This window comes from Brevibacillus gelatini, from assembly GCF_003710935.1.
Taxonomy (GTDB): domain Bacteria; phylum Bacillota; class Bacilli; order Brevibacillales; family Brevibacillaceae; genus Brevibacillus; species Brevibacillus gelatini.
Map to the genome: position 1 here is coordinate 1 of NZ_RHHS01000043.1, position 24434 is coordinate 24434.

At 53.3% G+C, this 24434-nt stretch carries 24 protein-coding genes and 1 riboswitch; of the genes, 17 read left to right on the forward strand and 7 right to left on the reverse strand.

Annotation, left to right across the window (positions count from 1 at the left end):
* Positions 1–227: 227 nt before the first annotated feature.
* The 4 genes from EDM57_RS17875 (at position 228) to EDM57_RS17890 (ending at position 3989) form a co-directional block, all read left to right on the forward strand.
* Positions 228–527 carry a DUF3055 domain-containing protein gene (locus EDM57_RS17875; protein WP_122906049.1) on the forward strand — a complete coding sequence of 100 codons (300 nt, stop codon included), beginning with the start codon at positions 228–230 and terminating at the stop codon, positions 525–527.
* Positions 528–673: 146 nt separating this feature from the next.
* Complete coding sequence (locus EDM57_RS17880) at positions 674–1477, forward strand: alpha/beta hydrolase (protein ID WP_122906050.1); 804 nt, start codon at positions 674–676, stop codon at positions 1475–1477.
* A 136-nt stretch (positions 1478–1613) separates the two neighbouring features.
* Entirely contained in the window at positions 1614–1739 is a 126-nt protein-coding gene (locus tag EDM57_RS17885) for a GapA-binding peptide SR1P (RefSeq protein WP_122906051.1), read from the forward strand.
* A 108-nt stretch (positions 1740–1847) separates the two neighbouring features.
* A complete protein-coding gene (locus EDM57_RS17890) occupies positions 1848–3989 on the forward strand; it encodes a hypothetical protein (protein ID WP_122906052.1) in 2142 nt (713 codons plus the stop codon).
* 24 nt (positions 3990–4013) lie between these two features.
* On the opposite strand, the gene EDM57_RS17895 is transcribed toward EDM57_RS17890, so the two are convergent.
* Both EDM57_RS17895 and EDM57_RS17900 read right to left on the reverse strand, forming a co-directional pair.
* Entirely contained in the window at positions 4014–6038 is a 2025-nt protein-coding gene (locus tag EDM57_RS17895) for a beta/alpha barrel domain-containing protein (RefSeq protein ID WP_122906089.1), read from the reverse strand.
* Between the two features lie 136 nt (positions 6039–6174).
* Positions 6175–7647, reverse strand: coding sequence for an aminotransferase class I/II-fold pyridoxal phosphate-dependent enzyme (locus EDM57_RS17900; protein ID WP_122906053.1), 1473 nt, complete (start codon positions 7645–7647; stop codon positions 6175–6177).
* A gap of 164 nt (positions 7648–7811) precedes the next feature.
* On the opposite strand from EDM57_RS17900, the gene EDM57_RS17905 reads away from it, so the two are divergent.
* Complete coding sequence (locus EDM57_RS17905) at positions 7812–8774, forward strand: NAD(P)H-dependent flavin oxidoreductase (RefSeq protein ID WP_122906090.1); 963 nt, start codon at positions 7812–7814, stop codon at positions 8772–8774.
* Between the two features lie 150 nt (positions 8775–8924).
* On the opposite strand, the gene EDM57_RS17910 is transcribed toward EDM57_RS17905, so the two are convergent.
* A complete protein-coding gene (locus EDM57_RS17910) occupies positions 8925–9551 on the reverse strand; it encodes a YktB family protein (RefSeq protein WP_122906054.1) in 627 nt (208 codons plus the stop codon).
* Between the two features lie 225 nt (positions 9552–9776).
* Between EDM57_RS17910 and EDM57_RS17915 the strand changes: the two genes are divergently transcribed.
* The 4 genes from EDM57_RS17915 (at position 9777) to speD (ending at position 12696) form a co-directional block, all read left to right on the forward strand.
* Positions 9777–10382, forward strand: a complete 606-nt coding sequence (locus EDM57_RS17915; RefSeq protein WP_122906055.1) for a hypothetical protein — start codon at positions 9777–9779, stop codon at positions 10380–10382.
* 223 nt (positions 10383–10605) lie between these two features.
* Positions 10606–11112 (forward strand): DUF4446 family protein, encoded by a 507-nt coding sequence (locus EDM57_RS17920; protein ID WP_122906056.1) that lies wholly within the window; start codon positions 10606–10608, stop codon positions 11110–11112.
* 346 nt (positions 11113–11458) lie between these two features.
* Positions 11459–12055 (forward strand): hypothetical protein, encoded by a 597-nt coding sequence (locus EDM57_RS17930; protein WP_122906058.1) that lies wholly within the window; start codon positions 11459–11461, stop codon positions 12053–12055.
* A 236-nt stretch (positions 12056–12291) separates the two neighbouring features.
* The gene (gene speD, locus EDM57_RS17935; protein ID WP_122906059.1) at positions 12292–12696 is read left to right on the forward strand and encodes an adenosylmethionine decarboxylase; all 405 of its coding nucleotides are present in this window, start codon (positions 12292–12294) and stop codon (positions 12694–12696) included.
* A 75-nt stretch (positions 12697–12771) separates the two neighbouring features.
* On the opposite strand, the gene EDM57_RS17940 is transcribed toward speD, so the two are convergent.
* Positions 12772–13338 (reverse strand): YhcN/YlaJ family sporulation lipoprotein, encoded by a 567-nt coding sequence (locus EDM57_RS17940; protein WP_122906060.1) that lies wholly within the window; start codon positions 13336–13338, stop codon positions 12772–12774.
* A gap of 138 nt (positions 13339–13476) precedes the next feature.
* On the opposite strand from EDM57_RS17940, the gene typA reads away from it, so the two are divergent.
* Entirely contained in the window at positions 13477–15318 is a 1842-nt protein-coding gene (gene typA, locus EDM57_RS17945) for a translational GTPase TypA (protein ID WP_122906061.1), read from the forward strand.
* Positions 15319–15395: 77 nt separating this feature from the next.
* Here the strand turns inward: typA and EDM57_RS17950 are convergent, their stop codons facing one another.
* Positions 15396–15869, reverse strand: coding sequence for a glutathione peroxidase (locus tag EDM57_RS17950; protein WP_122906062.1), 474 nt, complete (start codon positions 15867–15869; stop codon positions 15396–15398).
* A 244-nt stretch (positions 15870–16113) separates the two neighbouring features.
* Here EDM57_RS17950 and EDM57_RS17955 point away from each other — a divergent pair, with 244 nt between their 5' ends.
* From EDM57_RS17955 to EDM57_RS17965, 3 genes are all read left to right on the forward strand, one after another.
* Complete coding sequence (locus tag EDM57_RS17955) at positions 16114–16440, forward strand: YlaH-like family protein (RefSeq protein WP_122906063.1); 327 nt, start codon at positions 16114–16116, stop codon at positions 16438–16440.
* 10 nt (positions 16441–16450) lie between these two features.
* Positions 16451–16726, forward strand: coding sequence for a hypothetical protein (locus EDM57_RS17960; protein ID WP_122906064.1), 276 nt, complete (start codon positions 16451–16453; stop codon positions 16724–16726).
* A 213-nt stretch (positions 16727–16939) separates the two neighbouring features.
* Complete coding sequence (locus EDM57_RS17965; protein WP_122906065.1) at positions 16940–18295, forward strand: hypothetical protein; 1356 nt, start codon at positions 16940–16942, stop codon at positions 18293–18295.
* A gap of 6 nt (positions 18296–18301) precedes the next feature.
* Here the strand turns inward: EDM57_RS17965 and EDM57_RS17970 are convergent, their stop codons facing one another.
* Positions 18302–18610, reverse strand: a complete 309-nt coding sequence (locus tag EDM57_RS17970; RefSeq protein WP_211338269.1) for a DUF5665 domain-containing protein — start codon at positions 18608–18610, stop codon at positions 18302–18304.
* A gap of 174 nt (positions 18611–18784) precedes the next feature.
* On the opposite strand from EDM57_RS17970, the gene EDM57_RS17975 reads away from it, so the two are divergent.
* The 3 genes from EDM57_RS17975 to EDM57_RS17985 all read left to right on the forward strand — a co-directional run bounded on the left by EDM57_RS17975 (position 18785) and on the right by EDM57_RS17985 (position 21897).
* Entirely contained in the window at positions 18785–19240 is a 456-nt protein-coding gene (locus EDM57_RS17975; protein WP_122906067.1) for a pyridoxamine 5'-phosphate oxidase family protein, read from the forward strand.
* Between the two features lie 89 nt (positions 19241–19329).
* A riboswitch (SAM riboswitch) is annotated at positions 19330–19455 on the forward strand.
* A gap of 94 nt (positions 19456–19549) precedes the next feature.
* Entirely contained in the window at positions 19550–20713 is a 1164-nt protein-coding gene (locus EDM57_RS17980; RefSeq protein WP_122906068.1) for an aminotransferase class I/II-fold pyridoxal phosphate-dependent enzyme, read from the forward strand.
* A complete protein-coding gene (locus EDM57_RS17985) occupies positions 20710–21897 on the forward strand; it encodes a trans-sulfuration enzyme family protein (RefSeq protein WP_122906069.1) in 1188 nt (395 codons plus the stop codon). The genes EDM57_RS17980 and EDM57_RS17985 overlap by 4 nt, the downstream gene beginning before the upstream one ends.
* Before the next feature lie 28 nt (positions 21898–21925).
* Here the strand turns inward: EDM57_RS17985 and EDM57_RS17990 are convergent, their stop codons facing one another.
* Positions 21926–22546 carry a YhcN/YlaJ family sporulation lipoprotein gene (locus tag EDM57_RS17990; RefSeq protein ID WP_122906070.1) on the reverse strand — a complete coding sequence of 207 codons (621 nt, stop codon included), beginning with the start codon at positions 22544–22546 and terminating at the stop codon, positions 21926–21928.
* Positions 22547–22744: 198 nt separating this feature from the next.
* On the opposite strand from EDM57_RS17990, the gene EDM57_RS17995 reads away from it, so the two are divergent.
* The gene (locus EDM57_RS17995; RefSeq protein ID WP_122906071.1) at positions 22745–24079 is read left to right on the forward strand and encodes a PhoH family protein; all 1335 of its coding nucleotides are present in this window, start codon (positions 22745–22747) and stop codon (positions 24077–24079) included.
* Positions 24080–24434: the final 355 nt, after the last annotated feature.

Below are 24434 nucleotides of genomic sequence, written 5' to 3' on the forward strand. Positions count from 1 at the left end.
GGAGGATAAACCCCGAGGGCGGATGTGGAGATCCACTGTGCGATCATACCTTTTTATCCACAGTCTGGAAACTGGTGATTGCAGGCTCTATTCCCGCCACAGCCCTTACAGAAATATTTGTATCTCCTTCAATCTTCCGACAAGAGCTTTAAGATGTCAAAGTTAAAAAACAGAGAATGAGCGAGAAAACAGGAGAAAACATTACTTTATAGTGGGAGGGATTGCTGATGGAGCGCTACGACCACTTATACGACGTTTCAGAAAACGCAAACGTCCGTTTTCTCGGATTTATCGCCGAGGGAACGAGACACGACTTCGGCATTGTATTCACGCACAAGTTTTATGGAAAGCCGTTGGTGATCTGTATGCAGACGGGGCAATCTACCCTTCTCAGTTCAGAGGATGCGGTCAATCCAGAGTACCTGCAGAAAATTTTCCGACTGAACACGGAAAATGAAGCCCAGACACTCGCCGAATTTTTCCAGGAGTACTTGCCTCCCGTTCCATTTGAAGAAAATCAGTATTAGCGGGCGAGCAGAAGTTTATCTTCTGCTCGTTTTTTCTTGGTCCCAAGACTTCCTCCAGCAGTTGGGCTGTTCCGGCAGAAAGCGTCCTGTTTACGAAGCGGGCTGCCACAGCATAAAATCGGGATAGAGAAGGGGGAGGGGCGAACATGAGTGTACATAAATGGTCGGCAAAGGAGTCGCAAGGAGCGGTTGTGCTGGTGCACGGCACGGGAGAGCACCATGGCCGATACGCGCACGTCGCTGCATTTTTGAATCAACAGGGGTGGGACGTCTATGCGGATGACTTGCCTGGCTGGGGGCGCTCCCCGGGAATCAGGGGGCATATCGATTCGTTTGACGATTATGTGAAAAAGGTGCGGGAGTGGACCGTAGCGGCCCTGGAAGACAGCGCGGGCAAACGGCCCGTTTTTTTGCTGGGGCACAGCCTGGGCGGATTGATTGCTGTGCGCTTCGTGCAGAGTGAAAAAGCGGCGCAAGAGCTGGCAGGGCTGATGTTGACCTCCCCGTGCCTTCGGTTAAAGCTGGAGGTGCCGGCCTGGAAGGCGCAGGCAGCAAAACTGCTGGACCGCTTTTGGCCGACGCTTGCGCTCGCAAACGGGATCACGCCCGACATGGTCTCACGGGACGAGGCCGTACAAGCGGCCTACAAAGACGATCCGCTTAATTATCCGAAAGTGAGCGTGCGCTGGTTCCAGGAACTGCACAAAGCGATGCAGGCGGCCTGGGAGGAGCGTGCACGGCTCAAGGTGCCTGTGTTGGTGCTGCAGGCGGGCGACGACTCGCTGGTTGATGCAGACGCCGTGGAGCGCTTTACAGAGGGCATCCAGGGGAACAAGACGTTTCGCCGCTTTCCGGGCTTGCGCCACGAAGTGCTGAACGAGCCGGAACGGGAAGACGTACTCAGGCAAATGAACGGCTGGATGAAGGAGATCGTTTGCGACAAAATGTGACATACTAATTGGTGTAAAATGTGTTTCATTACCGTATTGACTGTGAATAATGTGTCATATTAATATAAGAGCATGATAAATCAAATCATATGTGACATCACATTTCATTTGGAATAACAATGCGGAGGGGACACAGATGGGAACTATCGTATGTCAGACTTGCGGGACCATCATCGAGCATTTTGAAAGCAACTCAGTGAAAACGCTTTATGCCGTATGCAATTGCGAATGCAGACCGGAGCAAAGACAGGAAAAAGAATGACGAAAACGGTGCAGGCCTTTCAACAAAGGCCTGTTTTTTTTGACAACCTTTTCATATTGGAGGATAATGAGGAAGAGTGTAATTCGTTGCAAAAGGAGGAATTGTTTCATGAAACGTAAGCCCATGCAGGGTTTGCTGGCCGCCGCGCTGCTGGTCACCTCCCTGTGGACCGGGACTCCAGCGTTTGCGAGCAGTATCGGACAGGAAATCAAAATTGACGTAAGTCAGCCGGAAATTTCCAGAGACGGCTTTGACATTTCCAAGGAATATGCGGTTTGGAAAGTGGAAGGGGAACAAACGCTCACTCTGTACAATTTGAGCAAGCAGACCGAGACGAAGATCGGCAACAAAAATTCTGAAAAGAAAAAACCGCGGGTCGACGGAAAATACGCCGTCTGGATCGATTCCCGCCACGGCGGAGCAGACGTGTATTTGTACGACATCGCCAACGACGAGGAAATTCGCCTGACCAGCGGAAATGCCTCTGCAACCGATCTGGAGATTTCGGGGAAAAAGGTCGTTTGGTCGGGAAAAAGTGATGCAGGAACAGACATTTTCATGTACGACATCGCGACAGGCGACACAACCCGCGTATCTACCAGCGGCAAAGCCAGCGATCCGACTGTCAGCGACAGCTATGTAGCGTGGGAAGATTCCCGTGCCGGCAACCCGGACATCTACTACTACGACATCGGCAAGCAAAAAGAGGAAGTGGCTGTAGAGGGCAAGGCGCAGCAGACGGATCCGAGCCTTTACAGCGACAAAATTGCCTATCTACACGGACAACAGGTATACGTTTACACCATCGGCACGGGAAGAAACAAGCAGCTGACGAATACGACATCCTCCAAGTCGGGTGTACATATTTACAAAGACACGATTCTCTACCTGGACGACGATGATTTGGCGTATCAAGAAGTTGGCAAGTCTTCGGGCAAAGAAATCGCGACCAGTGTGTTTGAGCCTCTCGCTCCTCGCATTTACGAAGACTACGCCATGTATGCAAAGAGAGACAACAACAAAAAGCTGCGTCTCCATATTTACGATCTGGACGAAAAAGAAGAAATTACGCTGGGTGCTACCTCCGGAGAGCCAAGCCAACCGGACGGCTCTGACCGCTATGTCGTGTATTTGTCAGAGTCGAAAAAGAAAACCTCCGTTGTTCTGTACGATACGGAAAAAGGAACGAGCAAGATCATCAGCAAAAGCAATGCAGACCCGGTTCGTCCGGTTGTGAGCGGCAAGTACGTAGTCTGGTACGACAAGCGGGAAGACGCACTCATTGCCTACGACATTCGCAAAGGCACGGAAAAGCAGATTACGAACGAAGATGACGACCAGTTGCCGAGCGAAACATTGTATGAGGTCGACGGCACCAAGCTGTTGTGGGTCAATCTTGACCGCCGCGCCAACCTGATGATTACCGACCTGGCAACAGGCAAGGAAATAGAAGTTACCAGTCTGAAAAACGAGCCGTTGAGTGTGGATATTTACGGCAATTACGTTGTCTGGGTGGAAGAATCCGGCAAGAAAACAGCGAATATTTACCTGTACGATATTGAAGAGCAGGATGATCTGTTGATTCGCAAAAACGTGGAAGTACAGTCCGCGCAAATTGGGGACGACTTTGTGGTCTGGAGCGAAAACAGCGGAGGAGCCAAAAATGGCTGGGATTTGTACTATTACCGAATCGAACGTCAGCGGACTGAGTTGCTGCTTCGCTACTCAGAGGGCGACCAAAAAAATCCGCAAGCTTCCCGCAATATGATTATTTTTGAAGATAACCGCTTGTCTTCCAAAGAAAAAGATTTTTATTATGAGCTGTACGATGTAGAAGATCGCTCTTACAGCGATATAGAGTTTGACGATGATGCGGAGATTTCCAGCCCGAGAATCGGCGGCAATCGCATCGTCTGGATCGACGAGCGCGACGGGGGGCCTGTCGTGTACACGATGGCATTTGCAAGTCCGCGTAATGATGATGCTGTAGAAGATCCAGAACCCAAGCCAGAACCAGAACCAGAGCCAGGCGATTACAAAGAGTATCGATTGATTGACTTGATGATCGACGGCACGCTGGGGGAAAAACTGGAAAGCGCCGGTTTCTCCAAAATTGTGTTTGTCTTCTTCCAAGGGACAAAAGATGAAGTGACACTGTCGTTAAAAGACGGTTTAATGGATTCTGACCGTATGGCTGATTTGTTTGAAAAAGCGGGTGTCAGAGGAATCGACGTTCGAATTTACAAGTAAACAAAAAAAGGCGACTGGCACAGCTTAGTCGCCTTTTTTTGTTGCTTCTGTCAAATAAGGTTTTGCCAGCACCAGCCCCGCCAAAAACAGCAAGACCGCTATGTAGGCAGGAAGCAAATGCACAAAATCAACATAGCCAACCGCGAAGTGAATCCCGATGCCGGCAGCGAAGCCGGGGATGCCCGCGAGTAACAGCGTCCACCAGACCCATGCTTCGCCCCGGCGAAAGCCCCAGAGACTGATGAGCAGGACGGCAAGGCCGTCAGAGACGAGAGCGCCGCCGAAGCCAGCCCGGTCGTGGGCGATCAGCGGGATCAGCCGCTCGTTAAAAGCGTGCAGCATCTCGGCCGATACGCAGAGGAAGACGAGATCGGAAGGGACAAAGACGCCTGTGATCCCGATCAAGGAAATAACCAGCCCGGCTCCGGTTAAAGCAAACCCAATGACCACAAACAAAAGCTGTCCCCACAGTGCCATTTTCCATACGCGGTCGTTGTGCCGCTCTGGAGGAAGCGCAGGCAGGTGTCTGCTCGCTGGTGTGCGCAAGGCCAATAGAAACAGGGGGAGCAGCAGGAGCGCGAGTACAGCATGCAAGTAGTCAAAATAACCGTAGCCAATAAACAGGAAAAAGCTGGAGAACCCGACAGCTCCGGAGGCGAGCAACACGGCGCGCGTCCAGTGAATGCCGCTCTGCAGGCCGTGAAGGGATAACTGCGCGTAAATAATACCGATCGAGATCATCGTTCCCGCCAGGCAGATCCGGTCATGCGACATGAAGGAAAGCAACTGGGGGCTGATCTGTGCCAGTTGCTCCGCTGTCATTTGCAAAAAGCGTTCGTCGTACGGGAGGATGACAGTGGAGACTGCGACCAGCCATGCCAGTGCTCCGCCGACGATCATCCCGATCCCGAGCAGAAGCCCCCACACCCAGGCAGGGAACCCACGGGCGGCGCGATCCTGCTTCGCGGCGGAATCTGCGGTCACGGATGCTGCTGCTTGTTTTTTACAATCGTCTACGCCCGTAGTCCCGACAGCCTGATGGGCAGCGCGGGTTTGCCAGATGGCTTCATTCACCCTTTTGGGCAAGCCGGGGCCCGCGTACACGAGGCCGCTGTGCAACTGTACGAAATCGGCGCCAGCTTCCAAAAAGGCCAAGGCATCAGCAGGCTCGATGATCCCGCCGGAGCCGATCAGCAGACAGTCGGGCCAGCTTTGCCGCGTCCACCTGACCGATTGCAGGGCGGCCTCGCGAGACGGTTTGCCTGTCTGGTACAGGAGCGCCTGCGAAGCTTTTGCATCTGTTGGAGCCTTTTTCACGCCGCCAGCCACCATGATGCCATCCAGCCCTGCTGTACGGGCGATAGAAAGCAGCGAAAGCCACTCTTCTTTTGCCAGCCCCGGTGGCAAAACCAGCAGGATCGGGCGTTTGGTCGTCAGCCGCAGACGGGACAAATGCTCTTGCCACTGGGCATCGCTCCACGGTTGCTCTCCTTGATGCGCCCGATAGTCCAGCGAGAAAAACGAGCAGTACGGCTGTAGCCGCGAAATCAACTGCTCTCGTTCAGCAGTCGCTTCCCCGAGCGCAGCCCCCGGGCGAAAGCCAAGTCTGGCTCCAAGGGGGATGGCTACAGCCGGGGAGCGGCGCAGGCACTCTTCCAGAGCGGCGACTCCCGGATTTTCCAGTGGTGCGCTGTATGTAAGGGAGACATCCATCGTCTCGCGCAAGGTAAGCCCTGGATAAGACAATGGCTCCAGCGTAACCGGCCCCAGCTCGATGTAGCCAAAGCCGAAGCGGGACAGTGCGTCGAGCGCTTTTCCCGCAGGATCGAGTCCTGCCCCCAGACCGACAGGGGTCGGAAAGGTCAGGTCCCCGACTGATTTGGCTAATTCGGCGGGCGGCTGCATATGGCCCATCAGCTCGATCATGGCAGGGCCGCCGGGCAGCTTTGCCAATGTGCCGATGGCAGTGAGCGTGAAGCTTCGCGCCCGTTCTGGCGGCATGAGAAAAAGCAGTGGCTTGAACAACGTCTGGTAGGACCAGTCTGGCATTTTCATCATCACCTTCCTGATTTTTCCCATTTCTATCTTAGCTCAAAAGGTTCAGGCAATACATCCCCGGACCAGAAGAAAAAAAGCCGTTGCCCCGGCAAAAGGGGGCAACGGCTTCGACCGCCAAAAAGGGTGCTTAACCCGAGATCGCGGTTTGTCTTTTGATGACTTTGATCGTTTTCAGTGACTCATCCTCAGGTCCCTGGACAGGCAGACCGACGCGGATGTTTTCCTGAATGTAGGAAATGTTATCCTCTGTAATGACCTCTCCCGGCAGGAAAATGGGAATCCCCGGCGGATACACCATGATGAACTCCGCGATGACACGACCTGCGGCTTCGGTGAGCGGGATTGTCTCCGTCTCCGCATAAAAAGCATCACGCGGCGTCGTGGACAGTACGGGAATGTTTGGCAAGGAAATGGTCGGCATTTCTTCCGCCTGCACATGGGCAAATTCCACGGACAGCTCGCGCAGCGCGTTTACAAGTGCAAGAATGGATTCTTCTGTATCCCCTGCCGTGACAAAGCAGAGAATGTTGTACAGATCGCTCATTTCCACTTCGATGTTGTACTTGTCGCGCAGCCAGTTTTCCACTTCCCAGCCGGTAATGCCGAGATCGCGGACGTGGATCAACAGCTTCGTCGGGTCCATGGCAAACGTTGCCGGCTTTCCGAGTATTTCTTTGCCGACGCAGTAAATGCGCGGAATCTCGTTGATGAGGTCGCGTGCCTTGTTCGCGAGCTGCATCGCTTGTTCGACCAGCATCTTTCCGTTAAGCGCCAGGTGCTGGCGGGCCATATCGAGCGAAGCCAGGAAGATGTAAGACGTAGACGTCGTCGTCAGCATGCTCAGTACCGTTTTCACGCGGTCAACATCGACCAGGCCTTCGCGCACGTTCAGGATGGACGTCTGCGTCAGCGAGCCGCCAAGCTTGTGTACGCTCGTCGCAGCCATGTCGGCCCCAGCCTGCATGGCGGAAATCGGCAGGTCCTCATGAAAATGAATATGCACGCCGTGCGCCTCGTCCACCAGGACCGGAATTTCGTAGTTGTGCGCGGTTCGCACGATCTCCCGCAAGTCTCCGGCAATGCCGAAGTAGGTAGGGTTGATAACCAAAAGTGCCGCAGCGTCAGGGTGGGCTTCCAGTGCTTTTTGCACAGCTTTCACAGTAATCCCGTGGGAAATCCCCAGACGCTCGTCCATCGCTGGATGAATGAAAATCGGTACCGCTCCGGCGAAAATAATCGCCGACATGACAGATTTATGCACGTTTCTCGGTACGATGATTTTGTCGCCAGGGCGGCATGTCGCCATAATCATCGCCATAATGGCACCGCTTGTCCCCTGAACGGAGAAAAATGTATGGTCAGCGCCGAACGCTTCGGCAGCCAATTCCTGTGCTTCTTTAATCATCGCCTTCGGATGGTGCAAGTCATCCAGTGGCGCAATGTTAATGAGGTCTATCGAGAGAGCATTCTCCCCGATGAACTCGCGAAATGCCGGATTCATGCCCATACCCTTCTTATGGCCCGGAATGTGAAATTGAATCGGGTTCCGGTTGGCGTGTTCCAACAACCCGCTGAACAAAGGAGTTTTCATTTGTCTCACTACGATCGCCTCACTTTACGAATCAAGAATAAAGGGGATAAAACAAACAAATTGAGTATAGCAAAATAGGGGGGGAAAGCAAGCGAATTTTTATTCATATTCGCGTGTGGCAGCAGGAGTTTTCCCTGCTTGCCGAGAAGCTTTACAAAAACGGGGTGATGGAGATGAAAACGAAAGTAACCGAGCTGTTGCAAATCAAATATCCGGTGGTTCAGGGCGGCTTGGCCTATCTGGCGTACGCCGAGCTGGCCGCTGCCGTGTCAAACGCAGGCGGGCTGGGTCAGGTCACGGCGATGACGCTGCCGTCTGCCGAAGCGTTGCGCGAAGAAATTCGCAAGGTGCGTGAGCTGACAGACAAGCCGTTTGGCGTCAATTTCGCGATTGGCCAACACAATCGGCCGTATGAGGAAGCACTGGAGGTCGCCATCGAAGAAAAAGTCGCCGCCATCTCTGTGACCGGAGGCAATCCCGAGCCGCTTCTGCGCCGACTCGATGGCCATCCGATCAAAAAGCTGGTCCTGGTTGCATCGGTGCGGCAGGCGCAAAAAGCGGAGGCAATCGGGGCAGACGCAGTCATGGCCGTCGGGCAGGAGGGCGGCGGTCATCTTGGACGAGATGACATCGGGACATTTGTGCTCATTCCGCGTGTCGTGGATTCTGTCAGCATTCCGGTACTGGCCAGCGGCGGGATTGGCGATGGCCGTGGACTTTTGGCCGCTCTCGCGCTCGGTGCGGAAGGCGTGGAGATGGGCACCCGGTTCATCGCGACCAAGGAGTGCGTACATGCCCACGAAGCGTACAAGGAAGCCTTGCTGAAAGGAACCGAGCAAGACACGGCTGTCATCAAAAGAACGCTGGGAGCGCCGGCAAGGGTGGTGCGCACGCCAGGTTCCGACCGCATTTTGCAATTGGAAAAAGAAGGCGCCGGCTATGAGGAACTGAAAAGTCTCATCAGCGGCGAAAATAATCGCACCTTCATCTACGAAGGCGACAGTGAGCATGGCTTTGGCTGGGCAGGTCAGGTTATCGGCCTGATCTCGGACATCCCATCCGTTCAGGAGCTGTTCGAGCGGATGTTTCAGGAGGGGGAAGACGGTCTTCAACGGCTGAGAGCCATTCGCGGCTAGAGCAGAGGACACGCTCCTTTTCCTCTAGGATGCCCCGCCTGGTGACGGTATGCGAAAAACAAAAGAACAGGCAAACGCTTTTCAAAAGAAAGCGGACCTGTTCTTTTGCATATATTTTTACCAAATGTTAGGGAGGCGATAGAGGAAAGCTTAACGGTCGATGGTATAAAGCTTGCTGAGTACGGCAAACGTGTTTTCGAGCTGTCCCAAAAGCGCCTGCGGGTCAGCAAGCACCGGGTCGTGGCGATCAATGGTCACGCCGCAGAGAAGCTCCGCTTTTTTTACCTGTGCCAGCCTGTCCACCAGCTTTTTCACACCGTCTTTGCCCAGCTCTGCCTGGGAAGTGCTTGCAGGCGAGGTGTGATCGGGCGACCAGTGGAAATGATCGGGCACCAGCGCCATGATTTCATCGAGATGCTCGCTGAAAGACTGGCTGATCTGGGCCTTGGCCGGCGCTTCGTAAATGACGGCATACCAGACGAACAGGTGCGTTTGCCACAGGCCGATTTGAAAATGCGGATGCTTTTTGTACCCGCGCTTGTCATTGGCCCAGGCAACCCACGTATCAGATGGCGGGTTCACGGTGCGGCGGGCATGCTTGGCTACATGGTAAAACATCTCATCGCCGGTTGCTGCTGACAAAATGGGCGCGAAATGGTGGCCAAGCGCTTCAAGCTTGGGGCGAATCACGGTCTTGATTGCGTCCATCCGCTGGTCGAGTCCATCAACGGCAAAAACGTCAAAATCTTCTTGGCGAAAGCCGGAAAACGCAGTCATGGAAACAAACACCTCATCTATCATGATCGAACGCCGCGAAAAAGAAAAGGGCGAACGTCTTTGTCAAGGGAGCTTGGAATCCACCATATAATATCATATCACGCAGGAAAAAAATACTTGCCGGGATATGAATAGCAAAACGGAAGCGTGAATAATATGATATACCACTCACTCCCTTACAGCAAAAAACGAAATCTGAGTATTCTGTCAACGGGAGGGGCCTGGATGAATCTCGGCATGGAGCTGGAGTATGAGTATGACAATCTGGCGGTTTGGTTTGATCGCAAGACATTGCACGCGATGGTGCAGGCCCTGGTGGAAGCGGGGGTGAGCGTCACGTGGAAGGAATTTCCCGAGCAGTTTCACCTCCTCGTGAACACCACGGACGGCCTTTCCGACTGGAAAATGCAGCGGCTAAACGGGTCTTACAAGCTGCAGGTGACTGGCGTTCCTGTCCATGACTTGCGGGTGGCGCTGGTACTGTACCACTTCGTGGAACGGGCAAAGGGGCACGCCATCATCAAAGTCAGAGTGGATGACTGCATCTTGATGAAGCACGTCCAGTACGGAGAAGTCGTCAGAATAGTGGAAATAAAAGGAGCTGAGGAAAAAATGATCTACGAAAAATTCTGCAATGTGACGATGGACCAAGTGATTGCCGCCTTGAAACGGCGTGACTCCGAGGAGCGTATTCCGGTTTTGCGTTTGGAACTCGATTATGAATTGGCGACGTTGTTTGACGCGATACAGGCAGAGGATCAGGCCCAGATTAAAAAATCAATGGAAATTTTAAAAGAGCTTCGTCGGGAAATGCTGCTTTTGGAAGTGTAGGTAGACTGGAGGATAACCATAGGACGATGAGTTTGACACATTGGCATACGGAATGAAAGAAGCGACAACTCACAGATGAGGGTGTCGCTTTTTTTGGTTGCGCAAATTTTCGCATTTCCCGGTTTGCCAAAGACTTTGTTTGAACGGTCGGCAAAGCGGAGTTACAATAGAGAAGGCTGTAACTGTCTAAAGCAACGCAAGTACCAGAAAGGAAGAAAATGTTTTGGAACCATTCCTATCCCAAATCCCCAATGCAGCGATCCTGCTTTTGGGGGCAATTGCGCTGACCCTGATTTTGCTTTTTGCCGTCATCCTGCAATCGGTTCGCATCAGTCGCATGCGCAAATCGCTCAACAGGCTGATGACAGGGACCGGAGGAGCAAACCTGGAGGAAGGCTTGCACAGGCTCCTCGATCAGGTGGATGAAGTGAAAAAGCTGCAAAGCGATCAACAGTTTACGATGAATCGTCTCTCCCAGCGGATCGCAGCCCAATGCGGCAGGGTAGGGATCATTCGCTACAACGCTTTTGGCGATGTCGGCAGCGATCTCAGCTTTTCCCTGGCGATTCTGGATGACGCTCAAAACGGTGTGGTGATTACCAGTATTTTCGGTCGGGAAGAATCGCGCGTGTATGCCAAGCCGATTGAAGCGGGATCCTCATCCTATCACTTGTCCGAAGAAGAACAGGCTGCCATCAAAAAGGCAATGGCCGGCCATTCCGGTATCTGAGCTGCGGGAATTTCGTATGAAACCGGGAGCTTCTGCATGAATCAGAGAGATCATTTCGTCTCCCTGCGTCATATTACAGATATTCGGTATTTTTGCGTGAATTCATCTGCTTTTTATTCAAGACTTTTGATGGCTTCTGTTGTATAATAAAGCTGTCAAGGATGGCTTTTTTCGGAAAAACAAAAAGTAGGTGATCCGCCTTCATTACCCAAATCGACTTTCGATTCGCGGGGCAAGGCCAGGTTCTACAGCGTTCCTTCGTTGACACTTAGCGTATCTCCTCTACATTTGGACACAGATTGGTCGTAACTGGCCCACGGAAACCAAAAGAATTGAGGAGATATTTATGGCACAGCGTTTAGCAACCAACTACGCCAAGGCCTATTTTACGGTGAATGAAGAGGAGCTGAACCAATTCGTCTCGCTCTTCACCAATGAACACATTTCAGTCGATGTCAAAGTATGCGACAACGGCGACCGCGACGTCATTCTGTCTGACCATAACGGCGAAATTCAACTGAGCTTCTGCCGTGTCGGCAATCGCTACTCTTGCGACAGCTCCTATCTCATTCGGGATCGGCAGTTGGCCAATGCGATGAGAAAAGCGATGAAAACGTTTCGTGGCTACGGAATCGTCCACAGAATTTACGAAGGCTTCACGATGGTGTACCACTACGATCAGGGATCGGTGGTCAGCATCCGGGAGCTGTCGGGGGACGAGGAGACGTCCGTCTTTGAAAAGTCTTCTCTGAATCTTGCCAGCGAGCTGGAATCGCTGTTCCAGCAAGAAGGCAGCGAAAGAGAGATCGAGTCCTTGCGTCAGGAAACGGACCGCTGGCTGGATTTGCGTAATTGGGCAAAGGAAGCTGCACCGGAAAAGCTTCCCGCAATCGATACGCGCTTAGTGATGTTGTCGCAGCGTCTGTTTGAACTGGAAGTATAGAAAGTGTAAACAAAAACGGGTGCCGAATGGTGCCTGTTTTTTTCGTGGACTTTCTCGAAAAAAGTATTGTCAAAGTAGGCGGATACATGGTATTGTTGTTTTCGTTGGAAACAGGATTAGGAACCAGGATTCACTTTAAAGGGTGGATAACAAGAGGGGAAACCGCCCCCGTTAGTGAATGACGCAGGTCCTAGCGATGTTTAACATTACACTTGCTAGGAAGGGGGAACCGAAAGATGGAATACTCGACTTTCGGAAGACACGTTGCTGTTGACACATGGGGAGTTCAGTTTGACTTGTTGAACGACGCAGAATTTTTGAAAAAGGAAATGATTGAAGCTGCTGAGGCATGTGGAGCGACTGTGCTTGGCGTGCAAGCGAAGCAGTTTTCTCCTCAGGGTGCTACCGTGCTGGTTCTTCTCTCGGAAAGCCACCTGTCCATTCATACTTATCCTGAGCGCGGTTTTGCCGCTCTGGATTGCTACACTTGTGGCGAGACGGTCGATCCGCAAGTTGCCATCGACTACTTGGTATCTGTGCTGAAGCCGGAGAAAACCTACGCGAAGAAGCTGGTTCGCGGAACAGGTGAACTGCAAGTAGTAGAGCCAGAAATCAAAGTGGCTGAAGTTGTGAGCAAGTAACAAACGGAAGAGTATTCAAGAGGTGCGGGAACCAGATCCGCACCTCTTTTACGTGAGAGCATGCGTTTTCGATGATTACCGCTGCGGTTGCTGGATCATCGTGTGCAGATCGTGAAGGAGCTCAGTGAACTCGCTTGAGGGGTTGGTTGTTTGCTGTGCCTCGGCAATTTGCGCGTTGATCGCCCGCACACGATCAAATACGGTTTGGTCGGATGAGACGTTCAGCTGCAAGGCAGGAGAGACAGCGCGACAAGCCGAGTGGACTTGCTGCTCGATTACTTTTGCCTGTGGCTCGCCCAGATTGTCGCGCACGAGAATGCCGATCACGGCGTCCTTGCCCATGACGACGACAGTAGCTTGATCGACGCCTGGGACATCATCGGCCGCTTTGGCCAGCTTCTCTGCCAGGTCTTGATTGAAGCCGTTTGAGGTGTACGCTTTGAGGGAGTTCTGGGCGTTGCTTCCTTGCGTATAGGCGTTAATGTCGTGTCCGATGCTTGCGCGAGTCAGCGGCGTCGCTTGCTGCGAATCGCTTTGCGCCTGCGCGCCCGTGTCAGGCCCTGCGCCTGTAGTCGCGCACCCGACAAGCGCTGCTGCGATCAAGAACAAACCTGTATAATAGCTTGGCCCGTTTTTCCTCATGGCAGACCACCTCCTGTCTTTAGTATGGCGATTGTGGCGCATGCTAATCAGGGAGAGGTTCCGCAGTCAAAAAATGACCATTGTGCCGGGTTTCACGACCTGTTAATATGGAAGGTATGCAAAACAGAGGAGGTTCACATGAAGCGTCTTGACATACGCAACATTGCCATTATTGCCCACGTTGACCATGGAAAAACAACGTTGGTTGACAAGCTTTTGATCCAATCGGGCACGTTCCGCAGCAACCAGCAGGTAGAGGAGAGAATGATGGACTCCAACGACTTGGAGCGGGAACGCGGAATTACCATCCTGGCGAAAACCACGTCCGTCAAATACAAGGAGTTCACCATCAACATTTTGGATACACCAGGCCACGCCGACTTCGGTGGCGAGGTAGAGCGTATCATGAGCATGGTGGACGGCGTCCTTTTGATTGTTGACGCATTTGAAGGCTGTATGCCACAAACGCGTTTCGTATTGAAAAAAGCACTCGAAGCAAAAGTTACCCCAATCGTTGTCGTGAACAAGGTAGACCGCGACAATGCACGTCCTCAAGAAGTCATCAACGAAGTGTACGACCTGTTTATCGACCTCGATGCGAACGAAGATCAACTGGAATTCCCGATCGTCTACGCATCCGGCCTGCAAGGTATCGCCGGAATGGAGCCAGATAAGCTGGAAGGCGACCTTCGTCCACTTTTTGACACGATTGTTGAGCACATACCCGCACCTGATGCCGATGAAAATGCCCCATTGCAAATGCAAGTAACGATGCTGGATTATAACGACTTTCTGGGTCGTATCGGGATTGGCCGCATTTATCGCGGAACCATGAACGTGAATGAAATGGTATCTGTCACCACACGCAGCGGCGAAGTGAAAAAAGCGCGGATTCAAAAGCTGTTCGGCTTCTCCGGCTTGCAGCGCGTGGAACAAAAAACAGCGAAAGCAGGAGACATCGTTGCAATCGCAGGGATCGACGATATTAACGTAGGCGAGACGATTTGCCACGTCGATCATCCCGATGCACTGCCTCTGCTGAAAATTGATGAGCCGACTCTGCAAATGACGTTTTTGGTGAACAACAGCCCGTTTGCCGGCCGCGAAGGGAAACACGTTACTTCCCGCAAGCTTCGTGATCGCCTGATGGCAGAATTGGAGACAGACGTATCTTTGCGTGTAGAGGAAACCGATTCGCCGGATGCGTTTATCGTATCGGGACGCGGGGAATTGCATCTGTCCATCCTGGTGGAAAACATGCGCCGCGAAGGCTTTGAGCTGGCCGTGTCCAAGCCGGAAGTCATCGTGCGCATGATTGATGGCCAAAAAATGGAGCCGGCCGAGTATCTTGTGATCGACGTGCCGGAGGAATACACCGGGGCTGTCATGGAGACCTTGGGCCAACGCAAGGCCGAGATGGTCAACATGGTCAACAACGGCTTCGGCCAGGTTCGTCTGGAGTTCATCATTCCTTCCCGCGGACTGATCGGCTACCGCACGGAGTTTTTGACGATCACACGCGGCTACGGCATTCTCAACCACTCCTTTGACAGCTATCGTCCGCTTGTCCAGGGAGCGGTAGGCGGTCGTCACGCCGGGGTACTCATCTCCCATGAAACCGGGACAGCGACCACGTACGGCCTGATGTCTGTCGAGGATCGCGGCGTCATGTTCATCACGCCGGGTACGGAAGTATACGAAGGCATGATCGTGGGCGAGCACAACCGCGACAATGACTTGACGGTCAACGTGTGCAAAGAGAAGCACGCGACCAACGTCCGCTCCGCGACCAAGGATGAGACGGTAAAAATGAAGGTGCCTCGTCTCTTGACGCTGGAAGAGGCGCTGGAGTATTTGAATGACGACGAACTGTGCGAAGTTACACCACAATCCGTCCGTCTGCGCAAAAAGTATTTGAGCAAATCGGATCGCGAGCGCTACGAAAAGCAAAAGCGCTGGGAAGCACAACCGCAAGCGTAGGCGCGTGATGCGAAACGACAAAAGCAAAAGCCGCTTTGTCTCCGGTGAGAGCAAAGCGGCTTTTTGGTTTGGCAGGCTTACAGCAGGCGCTCGATGTCGGCTGCCACGTCTTCCGGCTGCACGCGGGCACCGATGCGTTTGACGATACGGCCTTCCCTGTCGACGAGGAACTTGGCGAAGTTCCATTCGATCTCTTCGCCCTGGCCTTCGGGAGCGTTGGCTTTCAGGTACTGGTACAAAGGATGGGCAGTCGGACCGTTCACGTCGATTTTGGCAAACAGCGGGAACGTTACGCCGTAGTTGCGATCGCAAAACGCGGCAATCTCTTCCTCGCTGCCAGGCTCTTGCGCGGCAAACTGGTTGCACGGAAAGCCAAGGACGGCGAATCCTTTGTCCGCATAGCGCGTGTACAGCTCCTGCAAGCCTTTGTATTGCGGGGTCAGTCCGCACTGGCTGGCGGTGTTGACGATCAGCAATACACGTCCCTTGTACTCGGCCAGCGTCTTTTCTTCTCCGGAAATCGTCTTGACAGCTATATCGTACAGGCTCATGTTTTTCCCACCCTTTGCTAGTTTTGTGGCCCTATTATCATAGCATGTCCGCGAAAAGGCAGGCTAGCATGTTGCCGTGCGCAAAGTGCAGGCGCAGTCCGTTTTGACAGGAAATCTATCACCTGATAAAGTAAAAAGGATACATATAAAAAATGTTGAAAAAAGGAAAAGATTAGGCAAAAGAGCGGGTCTTTCCCTTCGTTGTGCGAGGACACGGACTTTTGCGTTACAGGAGAGATTTGTGATGGACTGGATACACCTTGCTTCCACTTATGTACCGGCAAACCCGGATCAACTGAGCGCCTACGACAGCTTTCGGCTGTGGGCGGATCATAACCGGGCCTGGATTTTGTTTGTGCAATTGATTATTGTCTACTACCTGGGATTTGCGACGCAAATTCGCATGCCGATCTTGAAAACCTTGCTCCTGTACATCCTCCTTTTCGCAGGAGCGCTGGTCTTTGCGATTCTGGATGTCCAGCTCCCGGTGAAAAGCGCCATGCTGGTTGCGATTGTCATTCTGGTCATCGTCAAATTGCGAATCAAACCGGAGCAAACAGAGCGAAAGTGAGGCGTCCCTCGTGAAACGTGATGATGCACTCTTTAACTGGCTGCAGATTCAAGTCGTGGCCGATGCAAGGCCAGACGATCAGTCGGCGCAGGAGACGGCGGCGTTTTTCCTGCAGATGCTGCAGGAGGACCATGCGCTTGGCGAGCTTTCGTATCGGCTGGAGGGCGGCTGGTACGTGCTGACGGCAAAACAGGAAGCGACAGAGCCGTTGGAGCGCAAATATCCGGCAGAGATGGTCGAGTCCTTGCTGGTCGCAATTGAAAACGAGCCCAAATTCAACAGTTAGAATGGCAAAAAGACTCTTCTCACCTCCGACTTGTTCGGCGGCGGAAGAGTCTTTTTTGTTGGGAGCGCGGGAGCCGCCTGAGTAACCGTCTGAAGCTGCTGTAGGTATTTAGACGTGTTTTCTCCTGCCGTGCAACTTTTGCAAAAAAGGCCACGTCAGTATGGTAGCCCAAAGAGGCAGGGACGATGGGCAATAACAGAGGGGGAGACATCAATGAAAAAGATCATGGGCAAGCCCGTATTGGCGGTGGTCACGGCGGCAGGACTCATCGGCTGTCTGACACCGATTTTTGCAGATGCCAGTTCAGGCAGTTCGCCTGCGACCAAGGTCGTGATGGGCGAAGAAGGCAAGCAAGTTACCCGCTACAACCTGAAGGAACTTGCCAAAAACGACCCGGATACGCTGAACATGCTGCTGAAAAACCAGGCAGACCATTTGTACCTGATCGTGGAGCCAATCCATCTGAATACGAAACTGCAAACCTACATGGAGACGAACAAGGCGGAGTGGGAGCAGATTTATCGCGATTATTACGGCGACATCTGGCTGGAGGTTCGCCGTACAGAGGCGGATGAGGAACTGGTCAGCGTGAGTGCGCAAACCGAAAACGGCAAGGTGTACATCAAAGGCATCGTGACGCCGGAAGTAACCAAGGTGGTCGTCACCAAGCCGAACGGTGACATCATCGAGGTCGTTCCGACAAGCGAGCATTCATTTACGGTCAGCTTTGTCGCGCCAACAACCGATTCTGTTCAATACGTAACCGTGCAGGCGTACGCGGGCACTCTTTTGGCTGACAGTGAAAAAGTAAAGCTCATCCCGCAGGCTGACGAAGAGAAAAACAGGCTGATTTACGCCTTTTCCAAGTACGATGCCAAAAAGGGCGAATGGCAGGTGAAGGGTGTCGTCAAGCGCGGAGTGGACAAGGTTGTCGTCTCCTACAACGGTGTGAAAAAAGAGACGACGCCGAAGAAACTGTGGGATGGCGTCGACAGCTTCAGCGTGACGGTAACGGATGTGCACGCGGAAGCTGTGAGCGGCGAAGCGCTGATCGAAGTATATGAAAACGGGAAAAAAGTCGACTCCGACACGATCAAGGTCGATGTGGTCAACATCCCGGACAAACAGCCTGACACAACTTATGTCATTGCCGGAACAGCGGTGCACGATCCGAAGAAAAAGTCCATTCAGCTCAAGGGCACGATCAAGGGCTGGGATGTGAAGCAAAAAAACAAGCTGGTGGTCATCACGCCGGACGGAAAGAAAAAGGAGATCAAGCCGAACGCCAAGGGTGAGTATACGGTAAACATCAAATATACGGACAACTCGTTTGCCGGCAAAACCGTGCAACTGGAACTGTATGCAAAAGACAAGCTGTTAAAGCAGACAGACATCGCCCTGAGCACGAAAATAGCTGCCGAGCCAAAGAAGGATGACGACAAGAAACGAGAGAACCACAATCATCCAAACGGGAAAGCATACGGCTACTGGAAAAAGCACGATAGCAAATGGGATGATGACGACGAGGATGACAAGGACGACGATGACGACAAAAGAAACGACAGGTAGTCTTGTTTACGGCTGACTGTAGCTTTGAACGTACTCGACCAGTTCGCGGATGTAATCGCCAAGGATCGGGATCGAGAGAAACTGCGACAACAGTGAGCCGAGCAGCGCCAGCACGATCGCTGTTCCAATCGTCAAACCAAGACCCCGGGCAAGCCCTGCGAGGAAATTGATCCAAAGCAGCTTGCGCGGGGCTGTGTAGTTTTGGATGACGTCTGCGAGCCGAATATCTTCCAGAAACATGGCAATTTTATCCATGCGCTCGTTTACTTTCCGCACTTCCTGCAACTCAAGGAGAACCTGGTCGATTTTGTGCATCAGCTGCTCTGTAGGCGTAGGGGCCACTTTTTCCAACCTCCTTATTCGTTAGGGCGTTGCTTCTACCAGTTTAGGGAAAAAAACAGGCAGAAGCAAGGCGGAAAGGAAACGTTTGCCTAATGTCAGATCAGGGGGGTACAATAGACGTACTATCGTTTACGAGGAGGCATCCGAATGGCTGAAACCGTATCCCAAACCTTGTCGGAAGACCTGTTCGCGCTTCTGCAAAAAGAGCGATTTGTGACGCTCGGCACGGTCGATCACGAGACAGGGGCACCATCGCTCAGTTCCTTGTCCTGGGCATTGGCGGTGAACAGCGGACTGATCCGCTTTGCTGTGGATAATCGCTCGCGCATTCTCGCCAATATTGCCAAAGAACCGCAGGTCGTCCTGCACTTGATTGGGGCAGGCTCCTCTTTTGCGATCAACGGGCGCGCGACGCTCAAAGCCGAGCGGCTGGAAGGCGTTCCGCTGAAGCTGGCCCTGGTCGAGATTGCGATTGACTCCGTACGGGACGTCATGTTTTACGGCTCGCGCATTTCCGTAGAGCCGCAATACGAGAAGACGTACGACAAAAATGCGGCCGCGAAGCTGGACAATCAGGTCATGACGGCGCTGAAAAACGCCTAGCAGGACTTTTGCGCAACGGGGGAAAATCCTGTTGACAAAAAACGGCGCTATCCTTTAGTATTAGGTCAATCAATATTGAATAGCAAAACTTCTTATCCAGAGAGGCGGAGGGACTGGCCCGATGATGCCCGGCAACCAATCACCTGCACGTTCATGCGTGCGGGGAGATAATGGTGCTAATTCCTGCAGAGTTGATTAACTCTGAAAGATGAGAAGGTCTTGCTTACGGTGACGTAATCAAAGCCTTCTTTCAGAGGAAAGGGGGCTTTTTTCATGCCCCTCGCAGATCATTGGAGGGAGAGAGTTACGATGAGACTAGAGACAAAATTGATTCAGGCAGGCGTAGGCCGAGATGAGAAAACAGGAGCGGTCAGCTTCCCTGTCTACTATGCCACCGCATATCGCCACCCGGCATTGGGGCAGAGCACAGGCTATGACTATACACGCACGGCCAATCCAACCCGCACCGTTTTGGAAGAAGCGATCGCGGAGGCAGAGTCAGGGGATGCGGGCTTTGCCTGCGCATCGGGAATGGCGGCGGTTCATACGGTCATGGGTCTGTTTTCTCAGGGAGACCATCTCATTGTATCGCTCGATTTGTACGGGGGGACGTATCGCTTGTTTGAGCAGGTGCTGTCCCGTTACGGCCTGACTTTTACCTACGTAGACTTGCGTGATCTGGAAGCGGTGCAAAAGGCGCTGCGAGCCGAGACGAAAGCGATCTTCGTCGAGACGCCGACGAATCCGCTCATGCAGATTACCGATATTCGCCAAATCGCTGCGCTGGCAAAGCAGCATGGACTTTTGACAATCGTGGACAACACGTTCATGACGCCTTACTGTCAACGCCCGCTGGAGCTTGGCGCAGATATTGTGTTGCACAGCGCGACGAAGTATTTGGGCGGCCACAACGATGTGCTGGCAGGGCTGATTGTGACAAAGGGTGAGGAGTTGTCGGAAAAAATCCGGTTTTTGCACAATTCCATCGGCGCGGTATTGGGCCCGCAAGATAGCTGGCTGTTGGTACGCGGAATGAAGACCTTGGCACTGCGCATGGAACGGCATCAGTCTAACGCGCTGGCTGTTGCGAAAAAGCTGCAGGAGCATCCGGCTGTCGCCGAGGTATTCTACCCTGGGCTGGAAGAACATCCCGGTCATGCCATCCAGGCGAGCCAGGCAAGCGGTTTTAGCGGTATGGTTTCATTCCGGGTACGGTCTGCGGAGCAAGTGGGTCTGTTTTTGCAAAATCTGCGCATCGTCTCTTTTGCGGAAAGCCTTGGCGGCGTCGAGTCTTTGTGTACGTATCCGGCGACACAGACCCACGCTGACATTCCGCTGGAAGTGCGGGAGTATGTCGGCGTTTGTGACCGGTTGCTGAGACTGTCGGTCGGGATTGAGCATCCAGAAGACTTGATCGAAGATTTGTTTCAAGCTTTGGACGCAAGTCTCGCCGTTGGGGGGGCTGTTCGATGAACTTTGCAACGAAGGTTCTTCATGGCTCTGCTTGTATCGATCCGTTCACAGGTGCGTCGTCGGTTCCGATTTACCAGGCTTCCACTTTTCACCAGTTTGACCTCGACCAGCCAGGCACTTACGACTACGCCCGATCCGGCAATCCGACCAGACACGCGCTGGAGGAAGCGATTGCCGCTCTCGAAGGCGGTGCCCGCGGATTTGCCTTTTCATCCGGTATGGCGGCCATCTCCAGTGTGTTCATGCTGTTTTCGGCTGGTGACCATATCGTGGTTGCGGAGGACGTGTACGGCGGCACTTTCCGCTTTTTGACCCGCGTGCTGTCGAGGATGGGCATTTCCTTTACGTTTGTCGATGCGACACAGACAGAAGCCGTGCGAGCGGCGATTACTCCGGCGACCAAAGGGGTGTATCTGGAAACGCCGTCCAATCCGACGCTGAAAGTGACCGACATCGCGGCGGTATCAGCGATTGCGAAAGAGCACGGGCTGCTCGTCATTGTCGACAATACGTTTTTGACACCGTATTATCAACGGCCGCTGGAGCTGGGAGCAGACGTCGTCATTCACAGCGCGACCAAGTTCATCGGCGGCCATAGCGACGTGGTTGCGGGGCTGGCCGTGACGCGCGACGCCGCGCTCGGCGAGCAGCTGTACCTGATCCAGAACGGCATGGGCGCGATTCTCGGCGTACAGGATTGCTGGCTCGTCATGCGCGGGCTGAAAACGCTCAAGGCGCGTCTGGACGTCAGCACCAAATCAGCAGGGATTCTTGCAGAGTGGCTGTCCACGCACCCTGGCGTGAGCCGCGTTTACTACACGGGCCTGGCTGACCATCCGGGGCATCTCGTCCAGCAACGGCAAGCAAGCGGCCACGGAGCGGTTCTGTCGTTCGATGTAGGGAGCCGCGAGCGGGCCAAGGCGCTGTTTGACCGGGTGAAGCTGCCGATTGTGGCAGTGAGCCTGGGCGCTGTGGAGACGATCTTGTCGTATCCGGCGATGATGTCACATGCGGCAATGCCTGCAGCGGAGCGGGAAGCGCGCGGCATCACGGATGGCTTGATTCGCCTGTCCGCAGGGTTGGAGGACGTGGACGACTTGCTTGCGGACTTGAAGCAGGCGCTGGATGCGCTGCCGCCCCTGTCCGCTGTCCAGCCGCAAAAAGAGGCATTCTCCCGGGTGTGATTCTCCCGGGGCGAATGCCTCTTTTTCGTTATGGTGCGCCTGTGCGGTTTGCGTTGATCTTGTCGTTTCCTTGCGGCGCAGATCGGCCGTTTTTGTTGATGCGCTGTTCGTTTTCCTGCGACGGCGTTTCCTCGCGCTGCCTTACATCACGCGGCAGCTGTGGAATGATGCGGCCGACAATATCGGCCAGCTCCTCCGCAAAGCCAGAGACGGGGTGGCCCCGGCGAATGTCTGCGGCCATTTCCTTCAGGCGCTGGACAATATCCGGATCGGCTATTACGGTTGCATTTGCGCCCTGCGGGTCTTCTTTCAGTGCTTCGGCAACCGTGTACTTGATGACACCGACCTCTGGCCGATCGAGATCGGCATCCACATCGATTCCGACGACCGCCATCTTGCCGATGACAACCGCTGTCGCCCCGTTTACTTTTTTCACACGGGTAGCCAGTTGCACAAGCCGGTCGGCTGTCGCTTGCGAAGACTGATTGTAGGCTGGTTCCGGGGCCGTTTGCTGGATGCGCTGGGTATGAGGCGCTTGCTGGTTGGGCTGTGGTGCTGCCTGATTGGCTGGCGGGTTATTGTTTGTCATGCATCCGGAAAAAAGCAGGCAGGTGCCAAGGCAGCCGATGATAATCCGTTTCACACGCATTCTCCCTTTCCCGTAATGCCTCCTGAAAACGGAGGGCAAGTTACCCGTATTTTGTCCCCGCAGGCGTATTTCATTCTGCCAAAGGGCCGTCTATCTCTGTCTGCCCGAACATAGACTGTAGTACATCACGTCGCCACAATTGAGCATCCCTCCAAAAATTGCATACCGTATATAAGAAGGGTAATAGGAGGCGAGATTTTGAAGAAAATCTACGTACTGGACACCAACGTACTCCTGCAAGATCCACGGGCGATGTTCTCTTTCGCTGACAACGAAATTGTCATACCTGCAGTGGTGTTGGAAGAAATCGACTCCAAAAAGCGGTACATGGATGAAATTGGCCGCAACGCGCGGTACGTATCGCGGCTCCTTGACAGTTTTCGTGAGCTGGGTCATTTGCACAAAGGCATTACCCTGGAGACAGGCGGGCTCTTTCGGGTGGAGCTGAACCATTCCTCGCTCCACCAATTGCAAAAGCAATTTACAGAAATTTCTAATGATAACCGCATTTTGGCGGTCGCACTTAATCTGCAAGAGGAGGAGAACCAATCCCCACAGCCCAGACCCGTCATATTGGTGAGCAAGGATGCGCTCATGCGTGTGAAGGCAGATGCCTTGAACATTTCGGCAGAAGATTTTCTCTCCGATCGCGTGGTAGGAGAATTTTCCAGCATCTACACCGGTTATCAGAAAATGATGGTCGCTTCCGAGATCATCAAGACGTACTACGCGGCGAGAAGACTGCACCTGGCCTCCTGTTTCCCTCGCTATCGCTTTTATCCGCATCAGTTTCTCATACTGAAGGACGAATGTAACCCGTCCATTTCTGCCATCGGAAAAGTGGACGCCGATGGAAAAATGCTGGAAATGCTTGTGGCAGACGACGATCCGATTTGGGGCATTCGGGCCCGAAACGTGCAGCAACGGATGGCAACCGAGCTGCTTTTGCGAGATGATATTCCGCTGGTGACCATGACTGGCAAGGCGGGCACAGGGAAGACGTTGCTGGCGCTTGCGGCAGGACTGTTGCAAATCGAAGACCAGCAAAAGTACAAAAAACTGTTGGTGGCAAGACCTATCGTTCCTTTGGGAAAAGACATCGGTTTTTTGCCCGGCGAGAAAGAAGAAAAATTGCGGCCGTGGATGCAACCGATTTACGATAATCTGGAATATTTGTTCAACACGAAGCGGCCAGGTGATCTGGATAAAATTTTGGCCGGGATGGGCAGCCTGCAAGTGGAGGCGCTGACATACATTCGCGGTCGTTCCATTCCGGGGCAGTTCATCATTATTGACGAGGCGCAAAACTTGACAAAGCACGAGGTGAAAACGATCCTGACACGGGTGGGGGACGGCTCGAAAATCGTCCTGATGGGCGACCCGGAGCAGATCGATCATCCGTATCTGGACGAAAGTAACAACGGCCTGACGTATGTCGTCGAGGTGTTCAAGGACCAGAAGCTGGCCGGACACATTCGTCTGGAAAAAGGCGAGCGAAGCGTGCTTGCCCAACTGGCCGCAGATTTGCTGTAAAAGCGTGTATGAAAAACGGTTGGCTGGACCATACTATAGCTGTCGAGCCCGATGTTTCATGTATGATGCGGCGAAATGCCTTGCAGGAGGCGAAGAACCGTGGATAACCATGAACAAGCAGTCGACGAAAGTCTTATGGAGATAAGCCGATTCCTTGGGTAACAATCTCTTTCATGGAGGTTGAAGTGCCAAAGAGAATGACCGGTAAGACCCCATAGGCAATCGGGCTCGACAAAGGACCGCTCTCCATTTGGGAGCGGTTTTCCTTTTATGCGCAAAATCAGCGGCTGTTCCGCGTCCATAAAAAAACGCGGATAGCCGTGTGGACGGCTCCGCGTTTTGCGAGCAAGGGCAG

Bases quoted from the DNA above. Each gene is read 5' to 3' on its own strand.
- EDM57_RS17950 (WP_122906062.1), bottom strand. From the start codon at position 15,869: ATGAGCCTGTACGATATAGCTGTCAAGACGATTTCCGGAGAAGAAAAG.
- EDM57_RS17975 (WP_122906067.1), top strand. From the start codon at position 18,785: ATGGCTGAAACCGTATCCCAAACCTTGTCGGAAGACCTGTTCGCGCTT.
- EDM57_RS17880 (WP_122906050.1), top strand. From the start codon at position 674: ATGAGTGTACATAAATGGTCGGCAAAGGAGTCGCAAGGAGCGGTTGTG.
- EDM57_RS17930 (WP_122906058.1), top strand. From the start codon at position 11,459: ATGGCACAGCGTTTAGCAACCAACTACGCCAAGGCCTATTTTACGGTG.
- EDM57_RS17875 (WP_122906049.1), top strand. From the start codon at position 228: ATGGAGCGCTACGACCACTTATACGACGTTTCAGAAAACGCAAACGTC.
- EDM57_RS17955 (WP_122906063.1), top strand. From the start codon at position 16,114: ATGGACTGGATACACCTTGCTTCCACTTATGTACCGGCAAACCCGGAT.
- EDM57_RS17990 (WP_122906070.1), bottom strand. From the start codon at position 22,546: ATGCGTGTGAAACGGATTATCATCGGCTGCCTTGGCACCTGCCTGCTT.
- EDM57_RS17905 (WP_122906090.1), top strand. From the start codon at position 7,812: ATGAAAACGAAAGTAACCGAGCTGTTGCAAATCAAATATCCGGTGGTT.
- EDM57_RS17910 (WP_122906054.1), bottom strand. From the start codon at position 9,551: ATGACTGCGTTTTCCGGCTTTCGCCAAGAAGATTTTGACGTTTTTGCC.
- EDM57_RS17885 (WP_122906051.1), top strand. From the start codon at position 1,614: ATGGGAACTATCGTATGTCAGACTTGCGGGACCATCATCGAGCATTTT.
- EDM57_RS17965 (WP_122906065.1), top strand. From the start codon at position 16,940: ATGAAAAAGATCATGGGCAAGCCCGTATTGGCGGTGGTCACGGCGGCA.
- EDM57_RS17985 (WP_122906069.1), top strand. From the start codon at position 20,710: ATGAACTTTGCAACGAAGGTTCTTCATGGCTCTGCTTGTATCGATCCG.
- EDM57_RS17895 (WP_122906089.1), bottom strand. From the start codon at position 6,038: ATGCCAGACTGGTCCTACCAGACGTTGTTCAAGCCACTGCTTTTTCTC.
- speD (WP_122906059.1), top strand. From the start codon at position 12,292: ATGGAATACTCGACTTTCGGAAGACACGTTGCTGTTGACACATGGGGA.
- EDM57_RS17915 (WP_122906055.1), top strand. From the start codon at position 9,777: ATGAATCTCGGCATGGAGCTGGAGTATGAGTATGACAATCTGGCGGTT.
- typA (WP_122906061.1), top strand. From the start codon at position 13,477: ATGAAGCGTCTTGACATACGCAACATTGCCATTATTGCCCACGTTGAC.
- EDM57_RS17970 (WP_211338269.1), bottom strand. From the start codon at position 18,610: ATGCACAAAATCGACCAGGTTCTCCTTGAGTTGCAGGAAGTGCGGAAA.
- EDM57_RS17980 (WP_122906068.1), top strand. From the start codon at position 19,550: ATGAGACTAGAGACAAAATTGATTCAGGCAGGCGTAGGCCGAGATGAG.
- EDM57_RS17940 (WP_122906060.1), bottom strand. From the start codon at position 13,338: ATGAGGAAAAACGGGCCAAGCTATTATACAGGTTTGTTCTTGATCGCA.
- EDM57_RS17890 (WP_122906052.1), top strand. From the start codon at position 1,848: ATGAAACGTAAGCCCATGCAGGGTTTGCTGGCCGCCGCGCTGCTGGTC.